Origin of the sequence: Vibrio sp. M260121 (genome assembly GCF_036533715.1) — a bacterium.
Lineage (GTDB): Bacteria > Pseudomonadota > Gammaproteobacteria > Enterobacterales > Vibrionaceae > Vibrio.
Genome location: NZ_JATABF010000014.1, coordinates 16,853 through 36,580, shown reverse-complemented (window position 1 = coordinate 36,580; position 19,728 = coordinate 16,853). Strand labels below are relative to the sequence as shown.

Genomic DNA, 19,728 nt, shown 5'->3' with positions numbered 1-19,728 from the left:
GTTGGCGATTATTGCGGTAGAACCACTTTGCCATCTTGAATTGGGAAAGTTTTACCTGCAGGTTTGCTTTGCATACGAACGGTTGTTGGCGCGCCAGCAACTTCGTAAGTGACATCGTAACCCACTACTTTCTCAGACGTCGTGTATTCAGTGTGGCATTGCTTCTCAGTTGATGTCACAACATCACCCTTCTGAACATTGTCTTGGATTTCGCGACCCGCCATTGCACCCGCGATAGTGCCTGCCGCCGTTGCAATCACTTTACCTGAACCGCCACCAATTTGGTTACCTAACGCAGCACCTGCTGCTGCACCACCGACCGTGCCAAGGATCTTGTTGTTATCCTTTGATGCAACTTGGTGAGTCACAACCACGTCTTTACACACTTGGTGTGGGTTCTTCACTGTTTCAGTTACCGCTTCAACAAGCGTAATGTTCGCTTCTGTTGGTGCCGGTGGCGTCTTATCTTTACAGCCTGCTAGTACAGCAACAACGGCTGCAGCGATTGCGATAGATTTTATATTCATGGATTACTTCCCAGTACAGTTATCTTTGCTTGGCGGTATAGTAAATCGCGGACTGAAATTCACATCAGGCCCAATTAAGCCTTCTGTCATTAGCAGGTTAAAAAACGTTGTTTTATTAAGGTAACGTCAGCAAAAAAGCAAAACACGGTAAATCAGAGCTAGATCACATCAGGGTGAGCTATGAGTATTCAGCTAACTACATTGTAAGGATGGGTAATAATTACGCAGGCACCATCCATCGCGTCCAAAATGCAAGCAACATCGAAGCGAACATAACCCAAACAAGTGTCGCCGCTGTTAATGTGCCAACCAAGCTCAAGCGATAGCTAAAATAGAAGACTGAAATCAGATACGCGGCATAAGGAATAAGAGAATAGATACCAAACAGTGCCGTTTGCCGCAAGGCTTCCATATCTCGTTCACTGCCCACAATAAAATGAGCGATCAACGCAAAAGTTGGAAACAATGGCACCAAACCCGCGATGTAGAAGCTTTTCGACTTCGACAGCATAGCAATGATCAACACTGCGCCCGCACCGAGTAAAGATTTAAGAAAGAGACTCGTCATCCGATTTTTCCAGAATGCTTAAGCCAAACTTAAAAACAATTCATCATCCGTTAGATACTTATGACGATGGCTAAGGCTACGTAAGTGCATAAACATAAAGTCAGGAAAACCCGGAGCAATGATGTTGTTTGGCTCCCAGAAAATTCCGCCAACAAACACGTAACGGCCTTGTTTTTCATCGTCATGCAGAGGGTTGTTAATTGGTGTCGTCAGTTCAGCGCGGCAACCTTCAACAACACACACGATTTGCCCCTTGTAAATGCCAATCACACGCTTAACAAGGTTCGCTTTGATGCCACACTTCCACGCTTGGCGCGTCGCCCACTCATAACCGTGTTTGTTAATCACTTTCTTCTGTAGATGCACAACCAAATTCATCGTAAGTTCCCGACCTGCTCTTTGTTTGTACTATAACCAAATCGCCTTCTAGGTTTGCCGATATAAATTTGTCGAAACCATAGAAGTTAAAAATCAAGAAACGAGAGCATTACAACAAATCGCCTTTTACTTAACGATTTTTAGGATTTTTCTGACATTAGAAACTGGAATGTGTTGCATAGAATAATAACAAATTTATAAAAATAAAAATGACAACACGGTGACGTATGGCTTTTGATGATTATTGGAAGAAGGTTCGAGAAAAACACCTAAAGAGTGCCGACCTAGAGGGGCTTATTGTAAAGAGGGTTCGTGCCAATACAGGCAGTAAACGTCTCCCTTATCGCACAAAGTGTGGGGCACTGTGCGAAATCAAATATAACGAAGTTTGTGAGGCACAAAAAGAGTGATGCCTTTGCACCACTCTTTTTATCAATCATTCAATTCTCTTATCAGGCGTCGATGAGGTAATTATCTCCTTCATCCTCTAGACGGTCGATCAGTACACGGCACTCGTCAAGATCAAGTGGCTGCTCAAAACGACGCTTCAAATTCATTAAAAAGAAGATGTCTTCGCACATCGCTTTCTCTGGCTCATCACTGATTTTAGCAACTGGTGAGCAATTGCATGACACCATCTTAATCACAATAGACAGTGGCTTGTAAGCAACACCTTGTGCATTCGTGTAATCACCCATATCGTTCGCTAGAGACGTACCAATACCAAAACTCACCTGAACGCGACCTTGGAAATGCTCACAAATATCCAACGCTTGCTCGAAGTTCAAACCATCGGTAAATACCAAGGTTTTGGTCATTGGGTCAATTCCAAGCGATTGATAATGCTCGATCATCTTCTCGCCCCATGTGTAAGGGCAGCCACTATCATGACGCACTCCCACGTACGCGTTACTGAGTTCTTCATCAAAGTCTTTTAAGAACGCATCAATGCCAATAGTGTCCGTTAACGCAATACCTAACGCGCCATTAAACATCTTTTGCCAACGTTGCAAAGCCACCTTTTGTGAATCACGAACATTCACCAATGCTTGATGACCCATAAACCATTCATGTGCCACAGTACCAATCGGTGTGAGGCCTAGCTCTTTCGCCAAGTGGTAGTTGCTGGTTCCTGTTAGGCAGTCAGGCAACTCTTTGCTCAGATACTTCAGCATTGAGCGCTGCGCTTGGAAAGAGAAACGACGACGAGTCGACATATCGGCAAACTTAAAGTTGGTGATATTGCGACGTTTCAGTTCTGCTTTAAGGTGACGAACCTTCTCTTCTAAAACAGATTGGAATTGCTCGACTGGAATCTCTGCCCAACGTGCACGACTACGCACTTCGGACACAATACTCATGATGATGGTTTCGTAGAGAATGGTTTCTTTCCAAAGACCATTGATGGTAATGCGCAATTGGCTGGTACCATCTGCCATGGTTTTAATGTTAAAAGAAACGTCACGTTGAGGATTAAAACGAAACGCGTGCAGCGCATCAACAAACTCAGGGTTTAGATAAGGTGCAACACCTTTGATGTACTCGATTTCTTCAGTGGAGAAAGTGATGTCTTGCAGTTTAAGTACTTCAGCTTTCACCTCTGGTAGTAATTCAGACAGGTCTTCTTCGCTGCGTACGATGAATTTATAAGACACCATCGCATCAGGATATAGCGCTGCAACAGCACTCATCATATTCACTTTGTATACGTCAAAATCTAACGCACTTTGGATGATGCGAGACGAAAATAAATTGGTGGTCATTCGGAGCCCTTCTACACGCCCTTTTTCGTTTATACCCAAATTCCCTCAGCACGGTACAAACCGCATCTTATTGTTTTCCCAACCAAGTTGGTGGAAAGTTCTCAACAAGGCAAACTTGGGTATATAACTTGTTGTTACTAACTTAATTGCGTAAACAATAAACACCCACTTAGGGTTTGTCAACTTTTGTTACTAACCACTCATTTTTATAAGGTTTTTACGCACAAAAATCCGACAGTTATTGTGGATAGCCTAAGCATATAAGCACACCCTTGCTTAAAGACAAACGCTAGGCAGCGATGAGCACGTTTCTAACAATCGGTTACTTACCCATTGATTGACTACTTGTTATGCGCTAGATTACTTACAAATTATTCTCAGGACCAAATCATGATCGTAACCGTCGACATCATTCCATTCAGGCTATCTGGCTGCGCCGATAAAGGGTTGGAAGTGTTGCTGATCAAACGTTCGAATCCGGAACGTCCGTACCACGGTGTATGGGCTCTTCCCGGCGGGTTCGTGTTTGATAAAGACATGACCGACGAAGGTGGACGACCAGCAGACAAGAACTTCGAAGCGGCACGACGTCGTATTTGCCGTGAAAAAATCCACACCTATCCTCGTCACTTTAGTGAAGCCTTTGTCGATGGTGACCCAAAGCGTGATCCTGAGGATTGGAGCCTGAACATCACTCACTACGCCTTGGTTGACCGTAACAACAAAGAGCAAATCGATAACGCTGGCGTACCAGAATGTCATCTGAAGTGGTTTCCGCTCCAAGCAATCCTTGATGGTGAAGAAACCCTCGCTTTTGATCACCAAAAGATGATTGAAAAAGCATGGCAAAAGCTGCGCGCCTCTATCGAATACACCTCTGTCCTGCTGTTCGCACTTGATAAAGAGTTTTTGGTTGCCGACATCATTTCCGCCTATCAAGAGTTCGGCATCGACATCAGCCGAATGACGATCAAACGCCGTTTGATTGATTCCGGCGTACTTAAGCCAACCAACAAAGTCGCTTCCACCAACAAAGGCAAAGGCGGTAAGCCAGCTATGGTGTACACCCTAGCAAGCGACGAAGTCACCTTTTTCCAAAACTGTTTGCGTGGCTAACGCAAGCATAAAGACAGACAAGGAGTCTGCCATGACAGTTCGAGTTAACTACCAAACCACCGCAGTGATCGACGTGGATCCTGAAAAAGGCTTCACCGAACTTTGCCCTGACGAACTGCCAGTAACCGGCGCATTAGAAATCGTTCCAGAGCTACTAAAGAACCACACGAAAGGTCGCTTAAAATTAGTCAGCCGTGACTTGCACCCACCAAAAGCGGCTTGGGATGCAGAAACGCCAGCAAATATGCTTGAGCCAGTTGGCCTGCCCAATGTGGATATTAAGTGGAACCGCCACTGTGTGCTTGGTACTACTGGGGTAGAACTGCTAGACGGTCTGCCACCTGTTCTGGAATACGATTTCCAAGTGAACAAAGGTATGGATCCAGACGCCCACCCCTACGGCATCTTTTTCCATGACGTGGCGGATACCAAAACCACAGGTGCGAATGAGTTCTTAAAATTCAACCACATCGACACCGTGGTTGTTGGTGGCTTGGCACTCGATTTTTGTGTGAAAAAGTCCGTCACTCAAGCTCTAGAGTTAGGTTTCAAAGTGATTGTAAACCTAGCATCTAGCCGCGCAGTATTGCCAGATACTATTGATGCGGTCATTGCTGAAATGGAAGAGAAAGGCGCGGTGTTTGTTAAAAATGCAGATGACATCATCGTAGAACGCTTCGCGTAACTTCTTTGGCTATCATCGCCTTTATTAATAAAAACGGCCCAGCTTATCTGGGCCTTTTTTGCGCAACTTTTACACAAAAAACATTATGAAACGAGTGCTAGATTGGAGAACATCACCTCTATTAGCCAAGAACCACTCCCACGCCTTGCTTTCTCAGTTGTTCGAGGTCGCTTTTCGGAGCGGCTTCGTCGGTTAACAACACCGAGATTTCACTCGTTTTACCGATCGAAGATGGGTAGATTTGCCCAAACTTACTTGAGTCCGTCAGCACGATGTTACGACGCTTTTTCGCAATGATGGTTTCGGCGATTTCTGCGCGCATCATGTCTCGGCTAGTAAAGCCAGTATCTTGATGGAAGCCGTCAATCCCCAAGAAAGCCGTGCTGAAGTGAATATTCTCAATACACAACTTGGTTAACGGACCAACCAAGCTCTCGCCTTGATGCTGATACACACCACCGAGCAAGATGATGTTAGCTGAGGTATTACGGATGAGGTGAGCGATGTACGCCGATGGGGTAATGATGGTGACGTCACCACGTTCAGCCAATGTGCGAGCCAAGAGCGCATTGGCACTCCCACCTTCGATTAATACGGTTTCGTTTGGTGATACCAAATCTGCCGCTTTGTTTGCTAATGCTTGTTTGATGTCGAAGCGCACTTCGAGTCGCGTATCAATATCGTCACTTTGCAGCGCCGTCGCAGCGCCGTGTACACGCTTCAAATAGCCTTGTTGCTCAAGGAAGTTCAAATCCTGCCTGATGGTCACGCCCGACACGCCAATGATGTCAGAAAGCTCCGTCACTTGAACGCGTTTGCGGTCATTAACCAATTGCAGGATTTCATTTTGTCTTGAGTTCACAGGCTCGCTCCTTATAGATGAGCTTGCAGTATACGCCCGAACACTTTCATATGAAAGCAGCCTGCGAACGATAGAATTAAGCTAAGTCGAGTTACACCGTAAGCTCTAGACGGTTGCCATCCGGATCTAGCACGCAGCTTTCGTAGTAACCATCACCTGTTTGTCTCGGACCGCCGATCCATTGGTAGCCATCATCCACTAAGGTTTTGGTCAATTGTTCCACTGCCTGCTCTGATCCTAGAGAAAAGGCAAAGTGTGCCAACCCTGTTACCTGCATTGCATGAGATTTTTCACAGGCGGTCACACCTTCCATCGACATTAACTCCAATCGTGCGCCACTTTCAAACGAAAGAAAGTAAGATGAAAATTGCTTGGTTGGATTGTGATATTTATCGTTAGACACCGCGTTAAAGTATTTCTCATAGAAGGCTTTTAGCTCTTCCAAACGTTCAGTCCAAATCGCGATATGTTCTATTTTCATTAGGATTCCCCCTAGCTCTTAACTGCGTTCAATCTAACGAGGAAACGCAGCACAAAAAAGAGAGCAAATCACTTCTGAGTTGTTCCTGTTTTATGGTTGGAGTTGTGTTTGAATGAAAGTGATGCCCATAATGGCGCAAAGTTTTTCAGGACAGAATGATGGAAGAAATTTACTTTGCAGGCGGCTGCCTTTGGGGTGTTCAAGAATTTATGCGCCACCTTCCGGGCGTAATCAGCACCGAAGCAGGACGAGCAAATGGCACGACGGATAACACTCAATCCGAATACGATGGCTACGCGGAATGCGTGAAAACCCAGTTCGACCCTAAGCAGGTTTCGGTTGAAACTTTGATGGGATATCTGTTTGAGATCATCGACCCGCACAGCGTTAACAAGCAAGGTGAAGACGTAGGTGAGAAGTACCGTACTGGTGTCTATAGCCAAAACGAACAACATCTAGCGATTGCTAAAGCATTTATCGCAGCAAGACCAGATGCCGAGAAGATCGCCGTAGAAGTGCTGCCACTCACAAACTATGTACCAAGTGATGATGAGCACCAAGACCGACTCACGCGCTTTCCCAATGACTACTGCCATATCCCGTTAGATTTGCTGCACAAGTACAAAAATCCGTCTTAATGGATTAGCCAAATTCAACGTAACAACCCTTCCTAACCTCCTCTTGGCTTCTAGTTCGGAGCTTACATTAACCAATACGTATCAAGGGGAGGAACTAGCTAAGTTCACTATCAGCTCTCCTAAGCGCTTTATTTCTTTTCTCAAAGAGATAGAAAATTACCTTAAAAAAAGGGTTATTGGAGTGCCTTTAGCACAAAGCCTCTTTTTTATAGCAAAATTGAACCATATTTGATTCCCTTCTCGTTTATTTTCAAGCTTCATTATTAATTTCAAAATAAATGGAATATAAGTCACAATACTAATCCCCTTCTAGCTCATTGATATTAATGACTTCTATCACACTTAGCTCTCAGTGATACAAAAGTATAGTTATTGGATTTTTTTTACTATTTCAGAAAACCGTAACATTAATTAAATTTACCTCATTACTTCAGTACCAATGAGTCAAAAAATGATTACAGAACTAACAAACGTCAATTTAATTAAAGGCAACCTTCAAGCAAATAATAAAAAAGAAGTCTTTGAAGAGCTAGCGCAAATGCTATTCGAAAATAATCGAATCAGCAGCAAAGAGGCTTTTTTAACCGACATCGAAGCACGTGAAGCATTAAGCGTGACTTCAATGGACGGCATCGCTTACCCACACGCAAAAAGCAAAGCGGTGACAGAGCCTGCAATCGCTGTTGGCGTAAAGCGCGAAGGCATCGAGTATGGCGACGAAGAGGGAGTCAAACCGACCGTATTCTTCATGATTGCCTCACCAGATAACGGTGCCGACCACCATATTTATGTTCTTCAAGAATTATTCGGAAAATTTAGCGAAGAGTTTATTGAAGATATTCATAACGCAAAAGACGAAAACCAAATACTAAATATTTTAATTAATTCATAAGGCGTGAAATTATGAGTACAATCACAGCTCAAGCTAGTAATAATAGCGATTTCAAAAAAATCCTAAGTACCATGAAAGGTCACCTTTTATTCGGTACTTCTCACATGCTTCCATTTATCGTTGCGGGTGGTGTACTACTGGCGCTAGCGGTAATGGCATCAGGTAAAGGTGCGGTTCCTGCGGACGGTTTATTGGCTGATATTTCTAATATCGGTATTAAAGGTCTGGTGCTGTTCCCAATTATTCTTGGTGGCTTCATCGGTTACTCAATTGCAGACAAACCAGCTCTAGCACCAGCGATGATCTCTTCTGGCATCATGGCTGACATGGGCGGCGGCTTCCTTGGTTGTATCGTAGCGGGCTTCATCGCAGGTGGTGTGGTATTCCAACTTAAGAAGATCCCTCTTTCTGCTAACATGACTGCGTTGGGCGCTTACTTCATCTACCCTCTACTAGGTACGCTTATCTCTGCAGGTATCGTTCTATGGGGTATCGGTGAGCCAATCAAGATCTTCATGGCGTCTATGAACGAATTCCTAGCTTCTATGGCTGGCGCTTCTAAAGTGGTTCTAGGTACGATTCTTGGTGGTATGACTGCATTCGATATGGGCGGTCCAATCAACAAAGTAGCAACGCTATTCGCTCAAACTCAAGTAGATACTCAACCATGGCTAATGGGTGGTGTTGGTATCGCAATCTGTACGCCTCCTCTAGGTATGGCACTAGCAACATTCCTATTCAAGAAGAAGTTCACTAAGCAAGAGCAAGAAGCAGGTAAAGCAGCAGCAATCATGGGCTCTATCGGTATCTCTGAAGGTGCTATCCCATTCGCAGCAAACGACCCTGTACGCGTTCTTCCTTCAATCGTTGCTGGTGGTATCGTTGGCTGTGTGTTTGGCTTCCTAACAGACGTACTACTACACGCACCATGGGGCGGTCTAATCACAGCTCCTGTATCAAGCAACATCCCAATGTACGTTGTGGGTATCGCACTAGGCTCACTAACAACAGCAGTTATCGTTGGCTTCTGGAAACCAGTAGCTGAAGAAGAAGCAGAAGACGAAATCGCAGAAGCAGCACCTGCACAAGCTCAAGCCGCTCCAGCAGCAGGCGAAGGCGAGTACGACATCGTAGCAGTAACATGTTGCCCATCTGGCGTAGCACACACATTCATGGCAGCGAAAGCACTAGAGAAAGCAGGTGCAGCTGCGGGTCTGAAAATCAAAGTAGAAACTCAAGGTCAAAACGGTATCCAGAACCGCATCACTGACCTAGATGTAGCAAACGCGAAGCTGGTTATTCTAGCTCACGATATCCAAGTAAAAGACGCTCACCGCTTTGCAAAAGCAAACGTTGTTGAGTGTTCAACGAAAGAAGCGATGCGTAACGCAGCGACTCTTGTGAAAGCTTAAACCTTAAGCTCCTCCCCCTAAGAGCCCTTTCCCCCAAAGGGCTCTATTTCAAGTTTTTAAGTTTTCGTAATACCCCTGATTTTTTTAATTATATAACCCTACAATTTACAAGGCTTTAAAAATGAAATTCAAACCTTCCCTACTCGCTTGCGCAGTTCTCAGTGGTCTAGTCGGTCTGACTGGCTGCAACAGCGACAACGATTCTTCCTCTTCACTGCCGGGCGATCCAATTGTTGATCTTGCGGTGTTGAAATACGTCGATCCTATGATCGGCACAGCGGCTTCTGGTCATACATTCCCGGGCGCGACGGTACCGGCAGGTATGGTTCAACTGTCTCCAGATACTTTCATCGGTTCTAACACAGACCATGAATCTGGGCTTAACCCTTGGCACTCGGCATCTGGCTACTGGGATTCATCCAACTACGAAACTGGCGAAGTGGTTAACACTGACGTTCCGCTGTACGGTTTCTCCCATACTCACCTTTCAGGTACAGGCGCAACGGACTTAGGCGACATCTTGGTTCTGCCATACGCAGACATGGCGAACACACAACTGAACTCTTTCGACAAAGCCAATGAAGAAGCAAGCGCAGGCTACTACAAAACCAAGCTAAACCAAGGTCAAATCGAAGTAGAGTTGAGCGCAACCAAACGCGTTGGCTTGCACAAATACACCTTTGCTGATGGCGCGGACCGCAACGTGAAGTTCGATTTAGGTCATACCCTAATGAACAACAACGGCAAGTCTTTGAAGAACAAAGTAGAAGTGGTGGACGAATACACCATTCGCGGTCGTAAAACCTCAACTGGCTGGTTCCAAGGGCAAGATCACCAAGGTCAAGACATCTTCTTCTACGCGAAATTCAACCAACCAATCGCCAAAGCACTGTTGGGCGAACAAGACCTAGAACCAACGCGCGAAATGCGTAATGGTGCGGTTTACTCAGGCGATGATCTGACGGCTTACCTAAACTTCGGCACAGGCGAAGAGCCAATTGAAATCCGCGTTGGTATCTCTCCAGTTAACTGGCAAGGTGCACAGAAAAACTTAGAAGCGGAAGCACCAAGTTTCGACCTAGCACAAGTGAAAGAAGACGCGGAATACGCGTGGGCTGAGAAGCTAGCGAAAATCAAAGTAGAAGGCGGCACAGACGCAGAGAAAACCAACTTCTACACTGGCATGTACCACATGATGATCGCGCCAATCGAGTTCTACGATGTGGACGGTCAATACGTCGATATGCTTGGCACAGTGCGCACGCTGAAAGACGGCGATACACCAAACTACTCGATTTACTCAACGTGGGATACGTTCCGCGCGGTTCACCCAATGTGGACCATCATCGACCCAGACCAAGCAACGCTATACGTGAAAGACTTGATTCGTAAATCAAACGACGAGTTTGGTTTATTGCCGAAATGGGAAGGTCACGGCTCAGAAACCGGCACCATGATCGGCTACCCATCGGCAGCGATTCTGGGCGATGCGGTAACCAAAGGCTTGATTGATGCAGAGCAGGCTTACACGGCGTCGGTGAAATCAGCGCGTTACACACCGCATGAGTACCCACAGATTCATGACGACATCCTAAGCTCACTTATGGCAGGTCAGTTGAACTACCACGAGAAAGAACAGTGTGTTCGTTACCCGAACTGGAACTCAGTGTCGTACTCGTTGGAATTCTCATTCTACGATTGGACGATCGCAGAAATGGCGAAAGCTGCTGGCGATATGGACGCGTATGAAGAGTTCAAAGCTCGTTCTAACAACTCTTTGAAACACTGGGATGCAGAAGCTGGTAACGCAGACGGCACGGGCTTCTTCGTACCGACAGAACTGAAAGAAGGCGACCCATGTGCGCTGAAATACGCTTCAACTGATTTCGACCCTTACAAGTCTGACGCGTTCTACTACACAGAAGGTAACGCGTGGCAATGGCAATGGGCGTTCATGCAAGACTTAGACAAGCTGACTGAAATCATGGGCGGCACGCAAGGTTTGAACGACAAGCTGAACAACCTATTTACTGCCGATCCAAATGGCGGCGAAGCGCACCAAGACATGACAGGCTACATCGGTCAGTACATTCACGGTAACGAGCCTTCGCACCACGTCATCTACTTGTACAACCGTACTGAAGAGTCTTACAAGGCGCAGGAATACCTAGACCAAGTTTACGACCAGTTCTACAAGCCGACGCCAGACGGCATCATCGGTAACGAAGACGTAGGTCAAATGTCGGCGTGGTACTTGATGTCAGCACTGGGCTTCTACCAAATCTCGCCAACCGATCCAACCTACAGCATCGGTCGTCCAATCTTCGACAAAGCGACGGTAGACATTGGTTCTGGCACCTTCACGGTAACGGCTGAGAACAACGGTCCAGACAACATGTACATCAAAGAAGTGACCATCAACGGTAAGCCTCTGGATGTGTACAACACCTTCCAGCACAGCGAATTCAAAGCAGGCGGCGAACTGCACTTCGTGATGACAGCTGACAAGTCTGAAGCAATGCAAGCCAACCTTGGCGAATAATGATTTTGAGGGGACCTCGTGTCCCCTTTTCTCGTGGAATAAAAACAATGAAACTAAAAAGAACCCTACTCTCTACCGCAGTGTTAACCGCCATGCTTGGTCTTGCTGGTTGTGGCAGCGACTCTGATCCAGAAACTCCGGTTATCTCTACCCCTACTTTGGAATTCGTTGATACCTTGATCGGCACTAAAGGTCTTGGCAACGTTAACCCTTCTCCAGTTATGCCAGAAGGTATGATTCAACCTTCACCAGATAACTTCGATCCAAACGGTTGGAATGGCAAAGGCTCGCCTGTTGAATACGATCCTGTGCACAGCTTGCTTTCTGGCTTCTCAATGACTCACATTTCTGGCGCAGGTAAAGGCGACCTAAATGACTTCGCCTTCTTGCCATACACAGGCTTCAATACCGATGCCGTGACCATGGATAAAAGCTCGGAAGTGGCAGAAGTTGGTTACTACTCGGTTGACCTTGTAGAAACTGGCGTAAAAGCTGAACTGTCGGCAACCGACCGCGTGGCGTTCCAGCGTTACACCTTCAAACCGGGTGAAGATCGCAAAGTACGTATCGACCTGCAACACGAACTGTTGGAACAATACGGCAACCACTCTCGCAGTATCTACTACAAACGCGTTAACGACACCACAGTCGTAGGCGCGCGTACCTCAAACGAATGGGGTCAATGGCAAACTGTATTCTTCGCGGCAGAATTCTCTGATCCAATCATTGAAGAGAATCTGTACACCAAGCTGGCTTCTGAGAGCAAACTGACTCCAACTGACGCTACTGAAGTCGGCTTGGAAGATTACCGTGGTTACGCAGAACACAAACCAATGCCGGGCGAACCAGAACCTGATCCAGAACGTTTGGCGAAACGCGCAAACGATGTCCTGACGCATTTGAACTTTGGTAAGAGCGATGAGCCATTGGTGGTCAAAGTAGCTATTTCTGGCACTGGCGTTGACGGCGCACTGAAAAACCTAGAAGCGGACACCAACGGCTGGGATTTCGACAACGTCGTACAACAAAACCGCGTGGCTTGGGAAAACATCCTTGGCGAGTTTGAACTGGAAGGCGGCAACAAAGCTGACAAAACCATGTTCTACACCTCGCTCTACCGTACGTTTGTTGCTCCATTCCTATACCAAGATGTGGATGGCAAATACCGTGGCATGGATGGCAAAGTGCACCAAGCAGAAGATGGCTTAGTGAACTACTCAGTGTACTCAATGTGGGATACCTTCCGCGCCGCACACCCACTGAAAACCATCATCGATAAAGACCGCGCGATTGAACACGCACGCGATCTATTGAACAAATACCAAACGGGCGGCGTGCTGCCAAAGTGGGAACTGCACTCGGATTACACCGGTGAAATGGTCGGTCACCCTGCGGTCTCGGTTATTGCCGATATCATGGTCAAACACCCAGAAGCCTTTACTGCCGCTGAGTTTGATTTGGCACTGAAAGCCGCTGACGAAACAGTCAACTTCAACCTTGATAAAACTGAAAGCTGGGTGCCTTACCAAGACGCTTGGAACGGTGACAAACGCTTCACGGTCATGACTCGTCATAACGACTACCAAGAAGACGTCGGCTTTATTCCAGCTAACACCAAATGGGCGCCGGACTCTGGTGACAAACCGGGTTACGTAGAAGGCTTAAAAGTCGATAAATACGATGAGCTCGTGAACGAGTCAGTGTCATACGGTCTTGAGAATGCTTACTACGACTGGTGTATCGCTCAGATCGCTAAACTTGCGGGCAATGACCAACAATACGACCGCTACATGGCGCGCTCAGAATCGTTCAAGAACTACTTCGATTACAACCCAGAACAATACGGCAAACTGCAAGACACCAAAGGCAACGCATTGGGTGCAACCGGCTTTATGCGTCCGGCTTACATGAACAGCGGCAGCAAAGTTTGGGCAAACAACCTGAAAGCAGAATGTTTGGACGAGAACTTGGCGCTGTCTATCCCTGACGGTATGGACTACAACGCCTGTAAAGACCGCAAAGCACTCAACGAAAGTGACGTGTTCTGGCCTTACCGCGCCGAGCACCGTGGTGAAGACTTCACCGAAGGCAACACATGGCAATGGACATGGTTTGCACCGCACAACTTGAACGGTCTGGCTAACGTGATGGGTGGCGAGCACATCGACCGCACCGACTTCTCTCTTCCTGAAAACGTAACCGAACAAGGCAAAGCGGCATTCTTAGCCAACTTGAATGCGCTGTTTAATGCGGACTCCAACGCCGATACAAGCCAGTCACACGACATGTCAGGCTATATCGGTCAGTTCGTGATGGGGAACGAGCCAGATCACCACGTACCTTACCTATACAACTGGACAGCAGAGCCATGGAAGACACAAGAAATCGTCGACCAAGCGATGAACGAGTTCTACCACCCAACCCATGAAGGTCTGATTGGTAACGAAGACGTCGGTCAGATGTCGGCGTGGTATGTGATGTCTGCATTGGGCTTCTACCAAGTCACTCCGGGCGAAGCAAGCTACACCATCGGTCGTCCTCTGTTCGACAAAGCCGTGATTCCAGTCGCGGACGGTAAATTCACCATCACCTCAGAAAATAACAGCCAAGAGAGCATCTACGTGAAGTCGGTGACCATCAACGGCAAACAATTGAGTGACAACTTCAGCTTCGCGCACAGCGATTTGAAAGACGGTGGTGAACTGCATTTCGTCATGACTTCAGACAAATCTGAAGCGATGAAAGCGCAGTAACCGATACCCATCCAAATAACGAAAGGGGGCATCGAGCTCCCTAAAAAAGCTTCACTTCAGTGGAACCATAAAAATGAAACTAAAAAGAACCCTTATCTCTACCGCTATACTCGCTGCCATGTTTGGTCTTGCTGGTTGTAACAGTGATGACGACAACAGCAACTCTGGTACACCATCCCTCGATACCACACTAACTCAATACGTCAATCCATTGATTGGTACAGGCGCAGATGGTCACACCTTCCCTGGGGCGGTTGTGCCTTACGGTTTGGTACAACTTTCTCCTGATACCGAAATGGAAGGTTGGGGCTCTGCCGCCGGTTACTTCGACCACGGCAAGCTGACTGAAATCCCAGTGTATGGTTTTTCCCACACTCACCTTTCTGGCACAGGCATTACCGACCTTGGTGACATCTTAGTTCTGCCTTTCACCAAGAAAGAAAACGCCGTTTTCAACACCTTCGATAAAGACAACGAAACCGCAGAAGCGGGCTACTACGCGGTTGAACTGAACAAAGGCGAAATCAAAGCTGAGCTAACCACCACGCAACGTGTTGGCTTCCACCGCTACACCTTCAAAGAAGGCACTACGCCACACATCAAGTTCGATTTAGACCACACCCTCAACAAAGGTCACTTCAATAACCGCACCATGAAGGGTGATTTGGAGTTCATCGACGCTTACACCATCCGTGGTTTACGTAGCTCGAACGGTTGGGCGAACAACCAACACGTCTACTTCTACGCCACTTTCAACCAACCTATCGTCAAAGCCATCGCTTTAGTTGACGGCGCAGAAACGGAAATCGATGTAAACAACGACAACATCGACGCAGTGAAAACCATCGCTTACCTAGAATTCGCACCATCATCAACACCGCTAGAAATCCAAGTAGGCTTGTCACCAACAGGCACAGAAGGTGCGGAGAAGAACCTAGAAGCAGAAGCAAAAGACGTGTCATTTGATACTGCGCGCGCTCAAGCCAACGACGCATGGCACCAAGAGCTTAGCCGCATGATGGTATCTGGCGGCACAGAAGATCAAAAAGAAATCTTCTACACCGCGCTCTACCACGCTTCTATCGCGCCAATGATCTTCCAAGATGTCGACGGTCAATACCCTGCGATGCGTACACGCATTCAAAAAGACGCGGGCGACACACCAAACTACTCTGTGTACTCCATGTGGGATACTTTCCGTGCAGCGCACCCACTGAAAACCATTATCGACCCAGAACGTGCCGAAGAGTTTGCCAACGATCTAATTCGTAAATACGAAGACGGTGGCATCCTACCGAAATGGGAACTGCACAGCCACTACACGGGCACTATGATCGGTTTCCCTGCGGTTTCTATCATTGCTGACGCGATGGCAAAAGGCTTAGACATCGACCCACAACTTGCCAAAGAAGCGGCTGAGTTTACGGTGCGTTACCACGAGGCGTCTGAATTCCCAGATTGGACGGAAGACAACAACATCGGCGCAGCCAACGTTGTGCAAGTGAAGGTGTACGAAGAAAACGGCTTTGTTCACCACGGCTACTGGAACAGTGCGTCTTACACGCTTGAGTTTGCTTATGGCGACTGGGCAATGGCAGAAATCGCGCGCATGGCTGGCGATGTAAAACTGCAAGAAGAGTTTATGACTCGTGCTGACAACTGGCTTAACCATTGGGATGCAGAGACAGGCTTCTTACGTCCGAAAAACCACCCGCTTAGCTCATCACCAAACAAACCACCTTTGGAGTTCAACCAACCGATTGATGAAGATCGTTTAGCTGAGTGTGAAATGGTTGAGTGGCCAGAAGGCTCAGGCGTGATGAAAGAGAAATGCCCGCTGCTACCGTTTGACCCTTACTACGTGGACGAGTTTGCCTACACCGAAGGGAACGCGTGGCAATGGAAGTTCCAACCAATGCACGATTTCAACCGTCTGAAACAAGAAATCTACCAAGCAGACTTGGCTCAAGGCAAAGACACCACGCCAGAGAAAGCTTTCCGTGAAGACTTGGACGAGCTATTTAATGCACGTTCTTCAAACACAGGTGAAGAACTGCCAGACCTAACGGGTTACATCGGTCAGTACATGCACGGTAACGAGCCATCACATCACATTCCTTACCTATACGCGCTAACCGATGAGCCATGGAAAGCACAAGAGTACCTAGACCGTATCATGTCAGAGATGTACACCAGCGAGCCAACTGGCTTGATTGGTAACGAAGACGTGGGCCAGATGAGCTCTTGGTACTTGATGTCGGCAATGGGCTTCTACCAAGTGACGCCTGCGGATCCGGTCTACACCATCGGTCGTCCTATGTTTGATGAAATCACCATTCCAGTGGAAGGCGGCGAATTCACAGTCATCGCAGACAACAACAGCCCACACAACAAGTACGTGAAGTCTGTAACCATCAACGGCAAACCGCTGGATGCCAACTTCACCTTCAAGCACAGCGAAATCAAAGCGGGCGGCGAGCTTCACTTCGTCATGACGGGTGACAAGCAAGAAGCGCTTCAAGCTCAGTAACGTTTTATGTAATTCGTGTTTAAAGAATAAGCAGATAGATTAACTCAGTGGCAGGAAGTGACGCGCTTCCTGCCTAAGGAATCAAGATTATGAACTTTACGAAAACCGCTATCGCCACCGCTGTGATTGCAAGTGTTATTGGTTTGGCTGGCTGCAACGATGACGACGATAACACCTCACCAAGCGTCGATACTTCCAACCTAAAATACGTCGACCCATTCATTGGAACAGGCTTTAACGGACACACCTTCCCGGGTCCTGTTGTGCCAGAAGGCATGGTGCAACTTTCTCCAGATACCGAGCTGATCGGCTGGCACTCTTCATCAGGTTACCACTTCGATAAAAAGACCTTATTTGGCTTCTCCCACACTCACCTATCTGGCACGGGTATGGGCGGCTTAGGTGACATTCTGTTCCTGCCGTTTACCGAAGATAAAGCTAAATACATCGAAGACAGCGACGACTACCGCGAAGCGATTTCAGTCAAAATGGACAAAACCTCTGAAGTAGCAGAAGCGGGTTACTACTCGGTGAAGATTGCAGAAAACGGCATCAAAGCTGAGCTTACTGCTTCTGAACGTGTCGGCTTCCACCGCTACACCTACCCACAAGGTCAACCACAACGTCTGAAGATAGACCTCAACTCCATCCTTAACAGTGATTGGGGTTCGACCTCTCTGCGCAACAAACTGACGGTGAGCGAAGACGGTCATACCATCACGGGCGAGCGCGACGCAGCGCACTTCTCTGGTTGGGCGAAAAACCAAAAAATCTTCTTCTATGCGACTTTCGATAAGAAGATCAAAGACGTCTACATCCTTGCCAATGGTAAGCCTGTTGACGGTCTAACGGCAGAGCACGTTTCTGAATTGATTTACGATGACCAAGGTAATCCAGTTAAGCGTGTCAAAGCGGACGTCACTGCCTACATCGAATTTGAAGATGAAGGCTCACAGGAGTTGAACGCGCAAGTGGCGTTATCTGCGGTTGACCCACAAGGTGCAGAAAACAACTACGATGCCGAAGCGAATGTCTCTTTCGATACTGCGCGCAACAACGCACGTGATAAATGGGCAAAAGCACTCAACTTCTCAATTGAAGGGGGCACGGAAGATCAGAAAGAGATCTTCTACACTGCGCTTTACCACACCAAAATTGCACCCATGGTGCATCAAGACGTAGATGGTCGATTCCGTGGCATGAGCAAAGGCTCAATTCGTGAAGGCGAAGGGGAATACTCCATCGTTTACGGTCAAGCAACGGAAGAACAGCCAAACTTCTCGGTTTACTCTCTATGGGATACCCAACGTGCGTTGCACCCACTAAAAACCATCACAGAGCCAACCCGCGCGGTGCAGTACGCGAAGAACCTAGTTCAGAAGTACACTGAAAGCGGCTTGCTGCCGAAATGGGAGCACTTAGGTGACGAAACAGGCACCATGGTCGGCTACCCAGCGGTAGCAGTGATTGCGGATGCGATGACCAAATTCCCGGAAGAGTTTACTCAGCAAGAGAAAGAGCTGGCGCTGAAAGCAGCGATCGACTCTTCGACTTACGACAACTACCCAGCACTGCAAGCCGATTGGGATCAGGGCGTATTGGATCGCACCTTAACCAAGCACATCGATTACATTGAGAAAAACGGCTTCACGCCTGCCATCCAACGTGTCGATGGTGAACCAGTATTTGAAGACTACACGGTTGAGTCTGTTTCTTACGGTCTGGAAAACGCGTTCTACGATTGGGCTATCGCGCAAATCGCCAAAGCAGCCGGTGATACTCAAGCGGAAGAGCAATACCTTGAACGCTCAAAAGGCTACACAAAATACTTCGATTACAACCCAACAGAATACGCAGAACATGGCGTGACGGGCTTTATGCGCCCAGTGATGATTGATGAAACCTTCATGACGCCATTCGACCCATACGGCACAGAACACGAAACAGGCAACTACACCGAAGGTAACGCGTGGCAGTGGACTTGGTTTGTACCGCATGACATCGCTGGCTTAAAAACCATCATGGGTGGCGATGCTGAGTTCCAGAAAAACCTAGAAGCAACCTTCACCGCAGAAAGCCAAGGCACTGAAACACCGGATATGTCTGGTTTGATTGGTCAAGTTGCGTTTGGTAACGAGCCTTCACACCACATTCCTTACCTATTCAACTGGACCGCAGAACCATGGAAGACGCAACAAGTCGTCGACCACATTCTTGATGACATGTATTTCGCTGCCCCAGAAGGCGTAGTTGGTAACGAAGACGTGGGCGCAATGTCCGCTTGGTATGTGATGTCTGCATTAGGCTTCTACCAAGTGAACGCAGCAGAACCTATTTACACTGTGGGTCGTCCACTATTCGACAAAGCGGTGATTCCGGTGAAAGGCGGCACGTTTACCATCACCACAGAGAACAACGCCGATGACAACATGTACATCAAGTCTGTCACCATCAATGGCAAAGCTTTGGATAACGGTTTCTTCTTCGACCATTCCGAGTTCAAACCGGGTGGTGAGTTGCACTTCGTGATGACGGGCGAGCAATCTGAAGCGATGAAAGCGCCTCAATAAACCTCTATCAC

Annotated in this window: 16 protein-coding genes; 10 read left to right on the top strand and 6 right to left on the bottom strand. The window is 47.4% G+C overall.

Annotated elements, in window-relative coordinates; all coding sequences use genetic code 11:
* Nucleotides 1-8 precede the first annotated feature (8 nt).
* From QTO06_RS10140 to QTO06_RS10130, 3 genes are all read right to left on the bottom strand, one after another.
* Nucleotides 9-527 carry a glycine zipper 2TM domain-containing protein gene (locus tag QTO06_RS10140; RefSeq protein WP_331407761.1) on the bottom strand — a complete coding sequence of 173 codons (519 nt, stop codon included), beginning with the start codon at nt 525-527 and terminating at the stop codon, nt 9-11.
* Between the two features lie 220 nt (nt 528-747).
* On the bottom strand, nt 748-1,095 hold the full coding sequence (locus QTO06_RS10135; RefSeq protein WP_005429480.1) for a GlpM family protein: 348 nt from the start codon (nt 1,093-1,095) through the stop codon (nt 748-750).
* Nucleotides 1,096-1,113: 18 nt separating this feature from the next.
* A complete protein-coding gene (locus QTO06_RS10130; RefSeq protein WP_005429478.1) occupies nt 1,114-1,473 on the bottom strand; it encodes a hypothetical protein in 360 nt (119 codons plus the stop codon).
* 227 nt (nt 1,474-1,700) lie between these two features.
* Between QTO06_RS10130 and QTO06_RS10125 the strand changes: the two genes are divergently transcribed.
* Nucleotides 1,701-1,883 carry a hypothetical protein gene (locus QTO06_RS10125; RefSeq protein WP_005429476.1) on the top strand — a complete coding sequence of 61 codons (183 nt, stop codon included), beginning with the start codon at nt 1,701-1,703 and terminating at the stop codon, nt 1,881-1,883.
* Between the two features lie 42 nt (nt 1,884-1,925).
* Here QTO06_RS10125 and pncB read toward each other — a convergent pair whose 3' ends face one another.
* Nucleotides 1,926-3,236 carry a nicotinate phosphoribosyltransferase gene (gene pncB / locus QTO06_RS10120; RefSeq protein WP_331407755.1) on the bottom strand — a complete coding sequence of 437 codons (1,311 nt, stop codon included), beginning with the start codon at nt 3,234-3,236 and terminating at the stop codon, nt 1,926-1,928.
* 390 nt (nt 3,237-3,626) lie between these two features.
* Here pncB and QTO06_RS10115 point away from each other — a divergent pair, with 390 nt between their 5' ends.
* Entirely contained in the window at nt 3,627-4,352 is a 726-nt protein-coding gene (locus QTO06_RS10115) for an NUDIX domain-containing protein (protein WP_331407753.1), read from the top strand.
* A 31-nt stretch (nt 4,353-4,383) separates the two neighbouring features.
* Complete coding sequence (locus QTO06_RS10110; protein ID WP_331407751.1) at nt 4,384-5,037, top strand: nicotinamidase; 654 nt, start codon at nt 4,384-4,386, stop codon at nt 5,035-5,037.
* Nucleotides 5,038-5,158: 121 nt separating this feature from the next.
* On the opposite strand, the gene QTO06_RS10105 is transcribed toward QTO06_RS10110, so the two are convergent.
* Both QTO06_RS10105 and QTO06_RS10100 read right to left on the bottom strand, forming a co-directional pair.
* Entirely contained in the window at nt 5,159-5,899 is a 741-nt protein-coding gene (locus QTO06_RS10105; RefSeq protein WP_331407748.1) for a DeoR family transcriptional regulator, read from the bottom strand.
* 91 nt (nt 5,900-5,990) lie between these two features.
* Nucleotides 5,991-6,380 carry a VOC family protein gene (locus tag QTO06_RS10100; protein ID WP_331407746.1) on the bottom strand — a complete coding sequence of 130 codons (390 nt, stop codon included), beginning with the start codon at nt 6,378-6,380 and terminating at the stop codon, nt 5,991-5,993.
* A gap of 158 nt (nt 6,381-6,538) precedes the next feature.
* Here QTO06_RS10100 and QTO06_RS10095 point away from each other — a divergent pair, with 158 nt between their 5' ends.
* The 7 genes from QTO06_RS10095 (at nt 6,539) to QTO06_RS10065 (ending at nt 19,717) form a co-directional block, all read left to right on the top strand.
* Nucleotides 6,539-7,018: a peptide-methionine (S)-S-oxide reductase gene (locus QTO06_RS10095; RefSeq protein ID WP_331407879.1), complete on the top strand. Its 480-nt coding sequence runs from the start codon at nt 6,539-6,541 to the stop codon at nt 7,016-7,018.
* A gap of 451 nt (nt 7,019-7,469) precedes the next feature.
* Nucleotides 7,470-7,910, top strand: coding sequence for a PTS sugar transporter subunit IIA (locus tag QTO06_RS10090; protein ID WP_005436338.1), 441 nt, complete (start codon nt 7,470-7,472; stop codon nt 7,908-7,910).
* Nucleotides 7,911-7,921: 11 nt separating this feature from the next.
* Nucleotides 7,922-9,322: a fructose-specific PTS transporter subunit EIIC gene (locus QTO06_RS10085; RefSeq protein WP_010453114.1), complete on the top strand. Its 1,401-nt coding sequence runs from the start codon at nt 7,922-7,924 to the stop codon at nt 9,320-9,322.
* 121 nt (nt 9,323-9,443) lie between these two features.
* Nucleotides 9,444-11,864 carry a GH92 family glycosyl hydrolase gene (locus tag QTO06_RS10080; protein WP_331407743.1) on the top strand — a complete coding sequence of 807 codons (2,421 nt, stop codon included), beginning with the start codon at nt 9,444-9,446 and terminating at the stop codon, nt 11,862-11,864.
* Between the two features lie 47 nt (nt 11,865-11,911).
* Nucleotides 11,912-14,617 (top strand): GH92 family glycosyl hydrolase, encoded by a 2,706-nt coding sequence (locus QTO06_RS10075; RefSeq protein WP_331407741.1) that lies wholly within the window; start codon nt 11,912-11,914, stop codon nt 14,615-14,617.
* A 73-nt stretch (nt 14,618-14,690) separates the two neighbouring features.
* Nucleotides 14,691-17,147 carry a GH92 family glycosyl hydrolase gene (locus tag QTO06_RS10070; RefSeq protein WP_331407738.1) on the top strand — a complete coding sequence of 819 codons (2,457 nt, stop codon included), beginning with the start codon at nt 14,691-14,693 and terminating at the stop codon, nt 17,145-17,147.
* An 89-nt stretch (nt 17,148-17,236) separates the two neighbouring features.
* The gene (locus tag QTO06_RS10065) at nt 17,237-19,717 is read left to right on the top strand and encodes a GH92 family glycosyl hydrolase (RefSeq protein WP_331407734.1); all 2,481 of its coding nucleotides are present in this window, start codon (nt 17,237-17,239) and stop codon (nt 19,715-19,717) included.
* Nucleotides 19,718-19,728 lie beyond the last annotated feature (11 nt).

What these genes read in the sequence shown, in the direction of transcription:
- QTO06_RS10140 (WP_331407761.1), bottom strand. Translation starts at nt 527, where the DNA reads ATGAATATAAAATCTATCGCAATCGCTGCAGCCGTTGTTGCTGTACTA.
- QTO06_RS10135 (WP_005429480.1), bottom strand. Translation starts at nt 1,095, where the DNA reads ATGACGAGTCTCTTTCTTAAATCTTTACTCGGTGCGGGCGCAGTGTTG.
- QTO06_RS10130 (WP_005429478.1), bottom strand. Translation starts at nt 1,473, where the DNA reads ATGAATTTGGTTGTGCATCTACAGAAGAAAGTGATTAACAAACACGGT.
- QTO06_RS10125 (WP_005429476.1), top strand. Translation starts at nt 1,701, where the DNA reads ATGGCTTTTGATGATTATTGGAAGAAGGTTCGAGAAAAACACCTAAAG.
- pncB (WP_331407755.1), bottom strand. Translation starts at nt 3,236, where the DNA reads ATGACCACCAATTTATTTTCGTCTCGCATCATCCAAAGTGCGTTAGAT.
- QTO06_RS10115 (WP_331407753.1), top strand. Translation starts at nt 3,627, where the DNA reads ATGATCGTAACCGTCGACATCATTCCATTCAGGCTATCTGGCTGCGCC.
- QTO06_RS10110 (WP_331407751.1), top strand. Translation starts at nt 4,384, where the DNA reads ATGACAGTTCGAGTTAACTACCAAACCACCGCAGTGATCGACGTGGAT.
- QTO06_RS10100 (WP_331407746.1), bottom strand. Translation starts at nt 6,380, where the DNA reads ATGAAAATAGAACATATCGCGATTTGGACTGAACGTTTGGAAGAGCTA.
- QTO06_RS10095 (WP_331407879.1), top strand. Translation starts at nt 6,539, where the DNA reads ATGGAAGAAATTTACTTTGCAGGCGGCTGCCTTTGGGGTGTTCAAGAA.
- QTO06_RS10090 (WP_005436338.1), top strand. Translation starts at nt 7,470, where the DNA reads ATGATTACAGAACTAACAAACGTCAATTTAATTAAAGGCAACCTTCAA.
- QTO06_RS10085 (WP_010453114.1), top strand. Translation starts at nt 7,922, where the DNA reads ATGAGTACAATCACAGCTCAAGCTAGTAATAATAGCGATTTCAAAAAA.
- QTO06_RS10080 (WP_331407743.1), top strand. Translation starts at nt 9,444, where the DNA reads ATGAAATTCAAACCTTCCCTACTCGCTTGCGCAGTTCTCAGTGGTCTA.
- QTO06_RS10075 (WP_331407741.1), top strand. Translation starts at nt 11,912, where the DNA reads ATGAAACTAAAAAGAACCCTACTCTCTACCGCAGTGTTAACCGCCATG.
- QTO06_RS10070 (WP_331407738.1), top strand. Translation starts at nt 14,691, where the DNA reads ATGAAACTAAAAAGAACCCTTATCTCTACCGCTATACTCGCTGCCATG.
- QTO06_RS10065 (WP_331407734.1), top strand. Translation starts at nt 17,237, where the DNA reads ATGAACTTTACGAAAACCGCTATCGCCACCGCTGTGATTGCAAGTGTT.